Source organism: Streptomyces spinoverrucosus (assembly GCF_006539505.1).
Taxonomy (GTDB): domain Bacteria; phylum Actinomycetota; class Actinomycetes; order Streptomycetales; family Streptomycetaceae; genus Streptomyces; species Streptomyces spinoverrucosus.
In genome coordinates this window covers 1-12867 of record NZ_BJND01000052.1, presented here as the reverse complement: position 1 = coordinate 12867, position 12867 = coordinate 1, and the positions used below count along the sequence as shown (strand labels likewise).

The 12867-nt window shown below is 69.3% G+C and carries 12 protein-coding genes, 1 tRNA gene and 2 pseudogenes; 10 read left to right on the top strand and 5 right to left on the bottom strand.

Annotation, left to right across the window (positions count from 1 at the left end; translation table 11 throughout):
- Positions 1-26 precede the first annotated feature (26 nt).
- Positions 27-1622: a beta-N-acetylhexosaminidase gene (locus SSP24_RS30170; protein ID WP_141313131.1), complete on the bottom strand. Its 1596-nt coding sequence runs from the start codon at positions 1620-1622 to the stop codon at positions 27-29.
- 71 nt (positions 1623-1693) lie between these two features.
- Here SSP24_RS30170 and SSP24_RS30165 point away from each other — a divergent pair, with 71 nt between their 5' ends.
- The 3 genes from SSP24_RS30165 to glmS all read left to right on the top strand — a co-directional run bounded on the left by SSP24_RS30165 (position 1694) and on the right by glmS (position 4766).
- The gene (locus SSP24_RS30165; protein ID WP_141313129.1) at positions 1694-2578 is read left to right on the top strand and encodes a DUF4429 domain-containing protein; all 885 of its coding nucleotides are present in this window, start codon (positions 1694-1696) and stop codon (positions 2576-2578) included.
- A 99-nt stretch (positions 2579-2677) separates the two neighbouring features.
- Entirely contained in the window at positions 2678-2935 is a 258-nt protein-coding gene (locus SSP24_RS30160) for a hypothetical protein (protein WP_141313127.1), read from the top strand.
- 13 nt (positions 2936-2948) lie between these two features.
- Positions 2949-4766 carry a glutamine--fructose-6-phosphate transaminase (isomerizing) gene (gene glmS / locus SSP24_RS30155; protein ID WP_141313125.1) on the top strand — a complete coding sequence of 606 codons (1818 nt, stop codon included), beginning with the start codon at positions 2949-2951 and terminating at the stop codon, positions 4764-4766.
- Positions 4767-4911: 145 nt separating this feature from the next.
- On the opposite strand, the gene SSP24_RS30150 is transcribed toward glmS, so the two are convergent.
- Together SSP24_RS30150 and SSP24_RS30145 are read right to left on the bottom strand one after the other, a co-directional pair.
- Positions 4912-5472: a GPR1/FUN34/YaaH family transporter gene (locus tag SSP24_RS30150; RefSeq protein ID WP_141313123.1), complete on the bottom strand. Its 561-nt coding sequence runs from the start codon at positions 5470-5472 to the stop codon at positions 4912-4914.
- A 150-nt stretch (positions 5473-5622) separates the two neighbouring features.
- Positions 5623-6150, bottom strand: a complete 528-nt coding sequence (locus SSP24_RS30145; RefSeq protein WP_141313121.1) for a universal stress protein — start codon at positions 6148-6150, stop codon at positions 5623-5625.
- A gap of 333 nt (positions 6151-6483) precedes the next feature.
- Between SSP24_RS30145 and SSP24_RS30140 the strand changes: the two genes are divergently transcribed.
- From SSP24_RS30140 to SSP24_RS30125, 4 genes are all read left to right on the top strand, one after another.
- Entirely contained in the window at positions 6484-6816 is a 333-nt protein-coding gene (locus tag SSP24_RS30140) for a hypothetical protein (RefSeq protein ID WP_174864741.1), read from the top strand.
- Positions 6817-7192: 376 nt separating this feature from the next.
- Positions 7193-8443 carry a helix-turn-helix domain-containing protein gene (locus SSP24_RS30135; RefSeq protein WP_141313119.1) on the top strand — a complete coding sequence of 417 codons (1251 nt, stop codon included), beginning with the start codon at positions 7193-7195 and terminating at the stop codon, positions 8441-8443.
- Between the two features lie 127 nt (positions 8444-8570).
- Complete coding sequence (gene orn, locus SSP24_RS30130; RefSeq protein WP_141313117.1) at positions 8571-9173, top strand: oligoribonuclease; 603 nt, start codon at positions 8571-8573, stop codon at positions 9171-9173.
- Between the two features lie 94 nt (positions 9174-9267).
- Positions 9268-9340: transfer RNA gene (locus SSP24_RS30125), tRNA-His, on the top strand.
- A 338-nt stretch (positions 9341-9678) separates the two neighbouring features.
- Here the strand turns inward: SSP24_RS30125 and SSP24_RS45590 are convergent.
- Positions 9679-9774: pseudogene (locus SSP24_RS45590) on the bottom strand (RNase A-like domain-containing protein); the annotation flags it as partial.
- A 311-nt stretch (positions 9775-10085) separates the two neighbouring features.
- On the opposite strand from SSP24_RS45590, the pseudogene SSP24_RS44405 reads away from it, so the two are divergent.
- A pseudogene (locus SSP24_RS44405) lies at positions 10086-10232 on the top strand (IS1380 family transposase); the annotation flags it as partial.
- A 476-nt stretch (positions 10233-10708) separates the two neighbouring features.
- Positions 10709-10948 (top strand): hypothetical protein, encoded by a 240-nt coding sequence (locus SSP24_RS30110; protein ID WP_141313111.1) that lies wholly within the window; start codon positions 10709-10711, stop codon positions 10946-10948.
- A gap of 326 nt (positions 10949-11274) precedes the next feature.
- On the opposite strand, the gene SSP24_RS30105 is transcribed toward SSP24_RS30110, so the two are convergent.
- Positions 11275-11817, bottom strand: a complete 543-nt coding sequence (locus SSP24_RS30105; RefSeq protein ID WP_189986399.1) for a hypothetical protein — start codon at positions 11815-11817, stop codon at positions 11275-11277.
- A 109-nt stretch (positions 11818-11926) separates the two neighbouring features.
- Here SSP24_RS30105 and SSP24_RS30100 point away from each other — a divergent pair, with 109 nt between their 5' ends.
- Complete coding sequence (locus tag SSP24_RS30100; RefSeq protein ID WP_141313107.1) at positions 11927-12364, top strand: glutaredoxin domain-containing protein; 438 nt, start codon at positions 11927-11929, stop codon at positions 12362-12364.
- Positions 12365-12867 lie beyond the last annotated feature (503 nt).

Genomic DNA, 12867 nt, shown 5'->3' with positions numbered 1-12867 from the left:
TCCTCTTTTTACTCAGAGGGGATCTCTTACTCAGAGGGCCAGGGAACCTGCGGCGACCGGTAATACCCGATCCCCAGCGCATCCCACCGAGGCCCCTGCGTCGCAAGCCGCTCCCGGTAGTCCGCCCAGTCGTGCGTGGACGCGGGCGACCACCCCAGCTCGGCCACACCCGGCAGCCTCGGGAACGCCATGTACTCGATGTGGGCCGAGTTCTCGATGGTCTCTGTCCACAGCGGCGCCTCGACCCCCCGGATCGCCGACGCGGGCGCACCCGGCAGATAGGCGCCCGGATCCCAGTCGTAGGACCGCTGCACCTCGACGTATCCGGCCCAGGACAGTCCGAGCGGGGTCTGGGCGTTGTACTTCATGTCGAGGTAGATCCGGTCGGCCGGGGAGAGGATCAGCCCGGTCCCGTTCCGCGCCGCCGCCGCGACCTGCTCCTTCTCCGCCGGGCTCGTGCCGTCCAGCCCCCAGTACTGCGCGAGCGCACCCTTCGCCGCACTCGCGCCGGTGAGCTGGTGCCAGCCGATGACCGTCTTGCCGTACCGGGCGACGATCGGCTGCACCCGGTCCATGAACTTCACGTAGTCCTCGTGGCTGGTGGAGTGCGCCTCGTCACCGCCGATGTGCAGATAACGCCCCGGCGTGAGCGCGGCGAGCTCCCTGATGACGTCGTCCACGAAGTCGTACGTGACCTCCTTCGGCACGCACAGCGAGCTGAAGCCGACGGCGGTGCCGGTGTAGAGCGGGGGCGCGACGCCGTCGCAGTTCAGTTCGGCGTACGAGGCGAGGGCCGCGTTGGTGTGGCCGGGCATATCGATCTCTGGGACGACCTCCAGGTGCCGGGAGGCCGCGTAGCGGACGATCTCCTTGTAGTCGGCCTTGGTGTAGTAGCCACCGGGGCCGCCGCCGACTTCGGTGGAGCCGCCGTAGGTCGCGAGGCGCGGCCAGGAGTCGATGGCGATGCGCCAGCCCTGGTCGTCGCTGAGGTGCAGGTGCAGCTTGTTGAACTTGTACAGCGCCAACTGGTCGATGTAGCGCTTGACTTCGCCGACGGTGAAGAAGTGCCGGGAGACGTCGAGCATGGCGCCGCGCCAGCCGTAGCGCGGGGTGTCCTTGATGCTGCCGCCCGCGACCAGCCAGGGGCCGGGCTGTACGGAGTCCCGCTCGACGGCGGCCGGGAGGAGCTGGCGCAGGGTCTGCACGCCGTGGAACAGTCCGGCGGGGCGGGCGGCGGTGATGGTGACGCCGGTGCGGCGGCTGTCGAGGCGGTAACCCTCGTCGCCGTACGGGCCCTTGGCGAGCCGCAGCCGGATGCCGCCGTCGCCGTGGGTGGTGACGGGGAGGCGGTAGCCGGTCGAGGGGCGCAGCACGTCCGCGAGATAGCCGCCGATACGGCGGGCCTCAAGGGAGTTGTCGACGCGGATGCGGGTGCACTCGGTGATGCGGTACGGCGATCCGCCCGGGTCGACGGAGGCGGGGGCCGGTATCACGTCGTCGAGCGCGGTCGTGGTTGTGGGCGCCGGTGCCGCCGCGGTGAGGGAGGCGCCCACCGCCGTGACGAGCAGCAGGGAAGCCAGAAGGCGAAGGGTTCTGTGGTGCAGGGAGCGGTGCTGTCTCACAAACGGTCCCTTCCTGGAGCTCCAACAGGTATGGACCACTCTCTCGCGAGACCGGTGAAACAATCCCTCTCATGGCGGAAATCATCCAGAAGGACGGGACGTGGGTCTTCGACGGCGACGCGCTGCGCCTGACTCCCGGACGGGACAAGAACGTCAGCCTGCTGCGCAAGACGCTGGGTGAACTGGTCGTGCCACTGGGGGCGTTGGCGGGCATATCGTTCGAGCAGGGCCGCAAGTCCGGGCGGCTGAGGCTGCGGCTGCGGGACGGCGCCGACCCGCTGCTTCATGCGACCGGCGGCCGGCTCGGCGAACCCCACGACCCCTACCAACTGGTCGTCGAGTCCGACCGCTACGGCGTCGCCGAGTACTTCGTGGACGAGGTGCGCAACGCCCTGATGCTGGACCAGGTGCCCTCCGAGCCGGTCTCCGAGTACCTGCTGCCGGGCCCCGCAGTCCCGCTGTCGGCCGCCGCCGGGGACGGCACCGCGAGCTTCGACGGCGAGCAGGTGCGCCTGGAGTGGAACTGGAAGACGGAGGACGCCAAGGCCGCCGCCGGCACCCGCACGCTGGCCGTCATCGACATCGTGGCGGTGGAGTGGCATCCGGCGGCGGGCCTGGAGAACGGTTATCTGCGTTTCACCGTGAAGAACGCCCCGACCAAGGCCCCGCCCAAGTACGACCCGAACTCGGTCGAGCTGTGGGGCTTCAAGAAGGACCCGCTGATGGCCCTGGTCGCGGCCGCCGTCCAGGCCCGCCTCCCGCACCCGGCGGCCCCGGCCCCGGCTGCCGCCCTGGAGGCCTCCGCGCAGCAGTCGGAGCCCGCCGCGTCCGCCCGCGAGGACGACCACGACGCACTGCTCCGGCGCCTGCGCGAGCTCGGCGAACTGCACCGCGGCGGCGTACTGACCGACGAGGAGTTCAGCCTGGCCAAGCAGGCGATCCTGAAACGGATGTAACCGGATACAACGGGCATCACAGCCCATCCACCCCACATCCCTGCCCGAAATCGGGCAGGGATGTTGCGAAAGTGTCGCCCGTACCCCAGGATCTACCGGGTGCACGACGAACTCGTTGATCATCTGACGCGCTCCACCCCCCTCAACCGGGGTGAGGCGCTGCGTGTGATCCAGGACGTGCTCGCCTACTTCGACGAGACGACCGAGGAGTTCGTCCGTCGCCGCCACCGCGAACTTCAGGCCCAGGGCCTGGTCAACGCGACGATCTTCGAACAGATCGCGGCGGACCTGAAATACCGGGCGGTGGCACCACCCGAGCTCACGCTCAGGCAGCTGCGCCGCATCGTCTACGGCTGAGGAATACGTATATATGTGCGGAATCGTCGGATACATCGGGAAGCGTGACGTCGCCCCCCTGCTCCTGGAGGGCCTCCAGCGTCTGGAGTACCGCGGCTACGACTCGGCCGGCATCGTCGTCACCTCCCCCAAGGCCGCCGGTCTGAAGATGGTCAAGGCCAAGGGCCGGGTCCGTGACCTGGAGACCAAGGTCCCGGCGCGCTTCAAGGGCACCACCGGTATTGCCCACACCCGCTGGGCCACCCACGGCGCCCCCTCCGACGTCAACGCCCACCCGCATCTGGACGCCGAGGGCAAGGTCGCCGTCGTCCACAACGGCATCATCGACAACGCCTCCGACCTGCGCCGCAAGCTGGAGGCGGACGGCGTCGAGTTCCTCTCCGAGACCGACACCGAGGTCCTCGTCCACCTGATCGCCCGCTCGCAGGCCGAGAAGCTGGAGGACAAGGTCCGTGAGACCCTGCGCCTGATCGAGGGCACGTACGGCATCGCCGTGCTGCACGCCGACTTCCCGGACCGCATCGTCGTCGCCCGCAATGGCTCCCCGGTCGTCCTCGGCGTCGGCGAGAAGGAGATGTTCGTCGCCTCGGACATCGCCGCGCTGGTCACCCACACGCGTCAGATAGTGACGCTGGACGACGGCGAGATGGCCACCCTGAAGGCCGACGACTTCCGCACCTACACGACGGAGGGCACCCGCACCACGGCGGAGCCCACCACCGTGGAGTGGGAGGCGGCGTCGTACGACATGGGCGGCCACGACACCTACATGCACAAGGAGATCCACGAGCAGGCCGAGGCCGTGGACCGCGTCCTGCGCGGCCGGATCGACGACCGCTTCTCCACCGTGCACCTCGGCGGCCTGAACCTCGACGCGCGCGAGGCGCGCCGGATCCGCCGGGTGAAGATCCTCGGCTGCGGCACCTCGTACCACGCGGGCATGATCGGCGCCCAGATGATCGAGGAGCTGGCCCGCATCCCCGCCGACGCCGAGCCCGCCTCCGAGTTCCGCTACCGCAACGCGGTCGTCGACCCCGACACGCTCTACATCGCCGTATCGCAGTCCGGTGAGACGTACGACGTCCTGGCGGCCGTCCAGGAGCTGAAGCGCAAGGGCGCCCGGGTGCTGGGCATCGTGAACGTCGTCGGCTCGGCGATCGCCCGCGAGGCCGACGGCGGCATCTATGTGCACGCGGGCCCCGAGGTCTGCGTGGTCTCCACGAAGTGCTTCACCAACACCTGCGTGGCCTTCGCCCTGCTCGCCCTGCACCTCGGCCGCACCCGTGACCTCTCCGTCCGCGACGGCAAGCGGATCATCGAGGGCCTGCGCAAGCTGCCCACGCAGATCGCCGAGATCATGAAGCAGGAGGAGGAGATCGAGCAGCTGGCCAAGGGGTACGCCGACGCCCGCTCGATGCTCTTCATCGGCCGCGTCCGTGGCTACCCGGTCGCCCGCGAGGCCTCCCTCAAGCTCAAGGAGGTCTCGTACATCCACGCCGAGGCCTACCCCGCCTCCGAGCTGAAGCACGGCCCGCTGGCCCTGATCGAGCCCGCCCTCCCGACGGTCGCCATCGTCCCCGACGACGACCTGCTGGAGAAGAACCGCGCCGCGATGGAGGAGATCAAGGCCCGCAGCGGCAAGATCCTGGCGGTGGCCCACCAGGAGCAGGAGAAGGCCGACCAGACGATCGTGGTCCCCAAGAACGAGGACGAGCTGGACCCGATCCTGATGGGCATCCCCCTCCAACTCCTCGCGTACCACACGGCCCTGGCCCTGGGCAGGGACATCGACAAGCCCAGGAACCTCGCAAAGTCGGTAACGGTCGAATAGTTGCCCTAGGGGCGCGGGGAACTGCGCGAGAAACCACAACGCACCCGCACCGGCAAGACAACAGGACGGACCCCCACGTGTGCCACCTCCACGCGGGGGTCCGTCTCATTCGCCGGGAAGCCGCCCAACTCCCCAGCCGGCGCAGCTAACCCGCAGCCGTCACACCGCGGCTCGCGGCACCGCGTCGCGGAAGTGCCGTCGGCCAGTGCGCCAGCGCCGCCGTGGCGGCGTACCAGGCCACCGCGCCGGAGGCGACGGCGAACCAGCCACCCGCCTTGTCCAGCGCCCCACTGTCCGCGAACTGCCCGATGGCGAGCAGCAGCAGCGCGACGAAGAACAGCCCGTACGTGGCCTGCCCGAGCGTCTCGCCCCCGGCGAGCGTGAGGGAGAGCGCGACGAGGGCGAACAGCAGCAGGAACAACCCCGCGGCGTTGTCGGAGACGTCGGGCGAGACCGCCCACGTGAACCAGAGCGCGCCGAGCGCGGCGAACGCGGTCCCCGTCCCGCCGTCGCCCTCCCGGAACGCGAACAGTCCGGCGACGAACAGCACGACGCCGCCTACGTAGTGAGCCAGTGTCACGGCGTCCGCCGCCGTCACTCCGTCGATCAGCCCGGTGTACCCGAGGCCGACGGCCAACAGGGTGATACCGAGCGCGAGTCGGCCGACGATCGTGGTGGTGCTTCCCGCAGAGACTCCGTTGTCCACGGCGGGCTCCCTTCATGCCTGTGCAGTTGTGCGGTGACCGGTATATGCCCTTCACAAGGGCACAAACACATCTACGCGTGAGTAGATTTGGCGTGTGCACAAAGGGAGTCGGCCGTGCCCACCAGGCATCTCACCTGGGCCAACGGCGAGTTACGGAATGACAACGACAGGGCGCTTGGCGCGCTTGGCGAGCCGCCCCGCGACAGAGCCGAAAATGCGCCCCACGATGCCGTGCGTGGAGCCGACGACGATGGCGTCCGCCTCGTACTCCCGCCCGACCTCCTCGAGTTCGTGGCAGATGTCACCGCCGCGCTCGACCAGGATCCAGGGCACCTCGGCGAGGTACTCCGCGCACGCGAGTTCCAGACCGAGCACCTCGGTGCGGTGGTCCGGCACGTCGACGAAGACGGGTGGCTCACAGCCGGCCCACACCGTGGTGGGCAGCCGGTTGGCCACATGGACGATGATCAGGCCCGAACCGGAGCGCTGGGCCATGCCGATCGCGTACGCGAGGGCACGCTCGGAGGACGTCGAGCCGTCGAAGCCGACGACGACACCGTGCTTGAAGGCGGGGTCGCACGATTGGCGTGGCTCTTCCGCCGCCAGGGGATCGGCCGCCGTCGGGTCGGCGACCGGCCGCTTGCGGTCCGCGGGTTCGAAGAATTCGTGACCGGCCATGGCTGTCTCGGCGTTGTGATCCTTGATCGGGTGGGACGACAGTGTGCGGCGGAGCTGTGTCCGGGAATCATCTTCCCAACCCCATACCCCCAAGGGTACGGCGGCACGCCTCCTTAGCCCAGATCCCGCTCACGTCCGCGGCGGGTTCCAGGGAGCATGCACGAGGGGGCGCCCGTAACGCAATGGTTGCTGCCCCGTACAGGCGGTTTGCACAGGATTCACTTACGCCGCCGGCGCACCCCCGGTCCGGCAGTGACCGAGCGGTCGAACCGGCGTTGATCCACGTGAGCCACCGCCGCAGGGAGCGTGAGCCGCCGCTACAGGGAGTATGTGATGTCCGCACCCCGCCCGACCCCCGAGACGCGCCCCGGGACCGCGTCCGGCCCGGACGCGGTGACCGACGTGGTCCGGTGGGCCGCCTTCAGCTGTCTGCTCGTCCCGGTGATCCTCGTGTGGTGCGGCAGCTCCCTCGCGGGCGCCATGGGCACCGCCCTGGGCCTCGCCGCCGTCACTGCGGTCTGCCGGGCGCTGCTGCGCGCGTCCGAGCGCGGCGCGGCCCGGCTGCGGGCCACGGAGGGCGCGCCGCACCGGGGCCGGCATCAGCGCAGCGGTTCGGGGGCGCACAGGGGCGGACGGCGCCCGGGCGGACATACACCGGTCGGCTGACCGGTTTCCGCGCACGCGCCCGTATCTTTTCAGCCAACTTCTGAACTGTGTGCATCAGCACCCCCGAGCACCCCCCAACCCCCGTTCGACCTGCACGGAAAGGGTCCCAGGGGGCTCGCGCACCCTACGTGGATTGGCCACTGCGACAAGGCGCACTTCCCTGCGCGGCCCGCTAGTGCAACGCTTCGTGATCGAATGCTTCACGCCAAGTTGCCAAGTCGACAATGTGCCGGGTGATGAACTGGCACACCGGCACGGCGGGACACAGTAGATTCGATCTTGACTGTCTACGGCGGGGGACTCGTGCAGGACCGAGGGGAAACGTGCAGGAGCGACACAACCGAGGAGCCGCGACCACCGAGGGGGGCTTAGCAGTATGAGCCACGACTCCACTGCCGCGCCGGATGCCGGGGCCCGGAAGCTGTCCGGGCGCCGCCGCAAGGAGATCGTCGCGGTGCTGCTGTTCAGCGGCGGCCCCATCTTCGAGAGTTCCATACCGCTGTCGGTGTTCGGAATCGACCGCCAGGACGCCGGCGTACCGCGCTACCGACTGCTGGTGTGCGGGGGCGAGGAAGGCCCGCTGCGGACCACAGGGGGCCTGGAACTGACCGCGCCGCATGGCCTGGAAGCGATCTCCCGCGCGGGCACGGTGGTCGTGCCCGCCTGGCGATCGATCACCTCGCCACCGCCGGAGGAGGCGCTCGACGCGCTGCGCCGGGCGCACGAGGAGGGCGCCCGGATCGTGGGCCTGTGCACGGGGGCGTTCGTCCTCGCGGCGGCGGGCCTGCTGGACGGCCGCCCGGCCACCACGCACTGGATGTACGCGCCGACGCTGGCGAAGCGCTACCCGTCGGTCCATGTGGACCCGCGGGAGCTGTTCGTCGACGACGGTGACGTGCTGACGTCGGCGGGCACCGCGGCCGGAATCGATCTCTGTCTGCACATCGTGCGGACGGACCACGGCAACGAGGCGGCCGGCGCGCTGGCCCGCCGCCTGGTGGTGCCCCCACGCCGGAGCGGAGGCCAGGAACGCTACCTGGACCGATCTTTACCGGAGGAGATCGGCGCCGACCCGCTGGCGGAGGTCGTCGCCTGGGCGTTGGAGCATCTGCACGAGCAGTTCGACGTCGAGACGCTGGCGGCGAGGGCGTACATGTCGCGCCGCACGTTCGACCGCCGCTTCCGCTCGCTGACGGGCAGCGCGCCCCTGCAGTGGCTGATCACCCAGCGGGTGCTGCAGGCGCAGCGCCTGCTGGAGACATCGGACTACTCGGTCGACGAGGTGGCGGGCCGCTGCGGCTTCCGCTCGCCGGTCGCCCTGCGCGGCCACTTCCGCCGCCAGCTGGGCTCGTCCCCGGCCGCGTACCGGGCGGCGTACCGAGCACGCCGCCCGCAGTCCGACCGCACGTCGGACGGCGACGGCACGGCGAGCGCGCCCGCGCCGATGACCGGCCCGCCGCCGCAGGCAGGCCCGCCGTCCGCCCCGCTGCACCCGGAGAGCCCGGTGCCGATGCAGGCACGCCGTACGGCGGCGGCGAGCGCGGTCGGCTCCTCGGCGCTGCCGGGGGATCACGCGCGGGAGACGTACGCGCGTGCGAGCCTGCCGGGGCAGCGCAGCGGGTCGTAAGGGCCGTGACCCGGCCGTGACGGTGTGACGGGGTCCACAGGGAGCAGGCAGCCCCTGTGGGCCCTGCTCCCGTTCCCGCACGTACGCGGCACCCCTCATATGCGCATGTCGGCCGTAGGGTGGACGCATGAACGATCGCATGGTGTGGATCGACTGCGAGATGACCGGCCTCTCGCTGTCCGACGACGCTCTCATCGAGGTGGCCGCCCTCGTCACCGACTCCGAGCTGAACGTACTCGGCGAGGGGGTGGACATCGTCATCCGCCCGCCGGACCGGGCGCTGGAGACGATGCCGGAGGTGGTACGTCAGATGCACACCGCGTCCGGCCTGCTCGCGGAGCTGCCGAACGGCACGACCCTCGCGGACGCCGAGGACCAGGTCCTCACCTATGTACGTGAACACATCAAGGAGCCCGGCAAGGCCCCGCTGTGCGGCAACTCGGTCGGCACCGACCGGGGCTTCCTGCTGCGCGACATGCCCACGCTGGAGGACTACCTCCACTACCGCATCGTCGACGTCTCCAGCATCAAGGAGCTGGCCCGCCGCTGGTACCCGCGCGCGTACTTCAACAGCCCCGAGAAGAACGGCAACCACCGCGCCCTGGCCGACATCCGCGAGTCCATCGCGGAACTGCGCTACTACCGCGAGGCCATCTTCGTACCGCAGCCCGGCCCTGACTCGGACACCGCCCGAGCGATCGCCGCGAAGCACGTCCTGCCCGCACAGTGACCGCCCCGGCGAAAGCCGGGCGCGAGCACCCCTTCGGACCCTGTACACTTTTTCTCGGCCGGTCGGGGAAACGACAGTAGAACCGCCGGTCATGGTGGGTGTAGCTCAGCTGGTAGAGCACCTGGTTGTGGTCCAGGATGCCGCGGGTTCGAGTCCCGTCACTCACCCTGTTCGAAGAGGCCGGTGACCTTCGTAGGAAGGGGTCACCGGCCTCTTTCATTGCCCTGGTGGCCACACCGCGGGCCACCACGCGCCGGGCGACGGCATCTGCGTCGCCGCGGTCCATCCACGAGCCGGGCGGCGACGAAGGCGAGCCAGCCGCTGGGGCTGTACGGGGCCGGCCGAGTCGTCCGGGCGGGGGCTCCGCGTACCGGCGCCCATGGGCGGGTGTGCCAGGTGTGCCGCAGGTAGGCGATCGACGCCCGGCTCGGTTCGCTCCGGTGTGTCGCTGGCCGGCTGTCCGGCGTAGGCACGGATCACTTGGTCCAGCTCGCCGTGTCCACGGTCAAACGAATCCGTGAGGACGGGATGCGTCCCGTCCGAGGATCACTCGCGCGGCCCGCACGTCGACGGGCTCGGGCCTGGAGGGCCAGGATGCCTCCCCGTGTCTCCTCCTCGGTCCGGGTGGCCCCGAAGGGAAAGGAGGGGCGGCTCTTCGCCGGCTCCCCAACCGGAGGTTCTTTGTCGGACCGGCCGTACGGCTGCTTCGTGACACTGCAACCCGCGACCTCCCCATTGGGGCGCCCTGATCACGCAGGCGCTGAACGAGCTTGCTCCGGGCTCTTTCCCACATGCTTGCCTTGAACTCGTTGAGCGCCCGCATACCGAAGGCCTCCGCACGTGCCTCCTGCGCCTCGAATGTCGGAGCGCTCGGTGCTCCTCGTCCAACGGGGCCATGAGCGCGTCGGGTTGCCGGTGGCCTCCGACCCGACGGTCTCCCGCCTCGTCGACGCCCTAGCCTCGGCCGGGCCGAAGGCCCCTGATGTGATCAGGACGGCAAGCGCTGAAGTCCGCGACCGTGTGTGGAAGTTGGCCGACACGCCGGCTCCGGATGTGGGACCTGGCAACGCCGGCTCCAACGCCGCGAGCGACCACCTGCCCCTCCACGAGGGCGCGCAGAACCAGATCTGGCTGGAGATCGTCCAGATCGTGCTGGAGCTGCCGGCCTGGACCGACGTGATCACCGACGCCCTGGCCCGGCTCACCGCCCTGCCGAAGCCAGGCTGACCAGCAGCGTGCCCCGTCCCTCCAAACCCGCACCGGCCCGCCGGAGCCGTGGAACCCGGCGCCCACCAGGCGTGACAGCCGGACCCTCGACCTGCCCACCAAACGGCCCAACAAGCCACAACTGCTTGCGAGTTGATCTGGCGAGCCGTCATGAAATGCCGAGGCCAACTGAGCGATGTGCCGCGTATCGAGGTCAGCCGAGGCCGGCGTATCCCTGAAAGCGAATTCTGATCCGGCCCTGTGGGGTGGCTCACCCGCTCGGATGCGCTCGGCGAGCAACTGATCGCGAGGGTGTGCATGGTGAGTCCATGAACACTACACCTCACCCCAAGAAGGCCGTTTCCCGGATTCCGCGAGCACTCGCGGTGAGTGCCGCCGTGGGCATCGCATGTGCGGCGGGGGTGGCAACTGCCACATCCGCCGCGGCCGCGACGCCAGCCACGCACGTCGCCACAAAGGCCACCCCAGCCTACGGTGGCGGCGGCGGGGACGGGGAGCACTTCCAGTGCGGCAACGGCCTCCTCCCCATCCTCAACTTCTGCAACTGACGGACAACCAAAGGCAGTTCCTGCCCTCAAACCGCACAACCGCGCATGAAGAAGTCCACCCACCCGTCCACCACCGGGGCGGTCAGGAACAGGGGCAGGACCCCTCTCCCTGACCGCCCTGCCGACCACAACCGAAGTCCTGCGCCCACTGCTCCGACCAGGACCCGCGAGTCCGTCGAGGGCGGTGGCCGCGGGATGGTGCGCTGACCGCACTACCGCGTCCCGCGCTCAAGTCCGCCAATCTGTATGGACGTTGGCCGGTGACTGCGACCGCGTCCGTCACGGAAAGACCCACGGCCCCGTCCCAGTCTGCCTGGCAGGCGTGCTCAGCAACGCGACCAAGCTTCCCGTGGCAGGAAGTGGGGGAGGTCATCCAGGGCCTCACGGGGGACGAACACCGGCCGCGTCAGGAGGTGATCGCCTGCGCGCTGCACATCCAGAACGACGCCCAGTGAGTCCGACCCAGGGACGCCAGCATCCATGTAAGAGAGCTCCGAATCCGGCTCACGGGCTTCGGCACGGTCGAGCATCCACTGCTCCAGAACGGAAGGGACCTGGCCCACCAAGGCCACACCCTCCACGTAGACCTGAGGCCCTCGCAGTGCATCGACCACGATGCCGGCCAGCCGTTCCTCCCGGTAGTAGAGCTTCAGACCGAACTCTCGGTACTCGCCCTCCTCAATGACGTCGACAGTCTCGTTCGCACGACGGCGAAGCCTGTGCCGCTGAGCTTCCTTTGTGACACCGCGCAGTGCCTCCGATACCTCACCGGGGCCCACACCGAACGCCAGCGGCCCCACGCTCACGAACGGATCGAGAGTCCATCGCTGCCGTTCGTCATCCGCCACCACATGCCACCACTTGAACATGACCACGGAGGCTACGGCAGCGTCACGGAAACACGGCCACTGACTGCATGATCGCCGGACAGCCCCTGGTTTCGAGGAGCATTTCCACTCATCGATAGCCTGCGTCCCCATGATGCGCGATTGGATCCTGCCGATGCTGCTTGTGCTCTGCGGCTCAGCCGTCGCGACTGGGCTGATCTTCAAAGGGAACCCCGGCACAGCCGCAGCACTCCTACTGGCGTTCCTTTCGCTCGCAGGCGTGAACTCGCCCCTGATCTTCCCGAGGTCGATCGATGCCCGGGAGGCACAACGCCGCAGCGTGGTCGACGGTCGGCCGGTCGTCTTCTGGCGTCCGGGCTGCAAGTACTGCATACGACTGCGCATCCGGCTGGGCCGCAGCGCCCGCCAGTTGCTTTGGGTCAACATCTGGCGTGACCCGGCAGGAGCAGCAGCGGTGAGGGCAGCCAACGACGGCAACGAGACCGTGCCGACCGTCATCGTGGCGGGCCGGCCACACACCAACCCTGATCCCGAATGGGTGCGCGAACAGCTCTCCCCTTCCGCGTGATCAGAATCCGCACCCTACGGAGAGCAACTGGCTCGCCTTTTCCGCTACTTCAGCGGCAGTTTCGGCCAGCATCACGGCGTACAGCGGGGAGTCCGGGAAGGGCTGGCGTTCGCCGACCTTTCGGAAGCCCCAGGGCCTCCTGGGTGTACCCCCAGGAAACGGATGGCGGCCTGTCAGTCGCCGAGGTTCAAGTGGCCGATGGCCGTGCGGGCGTGGTCCAGGGAGGCGAAGAGGGGTCACGCTTGGTGATGGCGGTGGACTGGGCAGCCAGGCCCGAGTCGACGGCCTCCGTGTGCTCCCCTCGCTGGTGGGCGAGCATGGCGTAGGAGTTCCAGACCGCAATCTCCACAATGGGGTCCTAGCCTAATCCCGCAAGGTACCGGGCCAGCCTTCGTGACCTCCTCTGGTGTCGCCCAGGACCATCAGGTATCCAGGCCGCTGCGGAGCCGGAGCACCGTGGCGGCGAGGAAGTTCCTGCCCCTCACGGGCGGCTCCGACTCTTA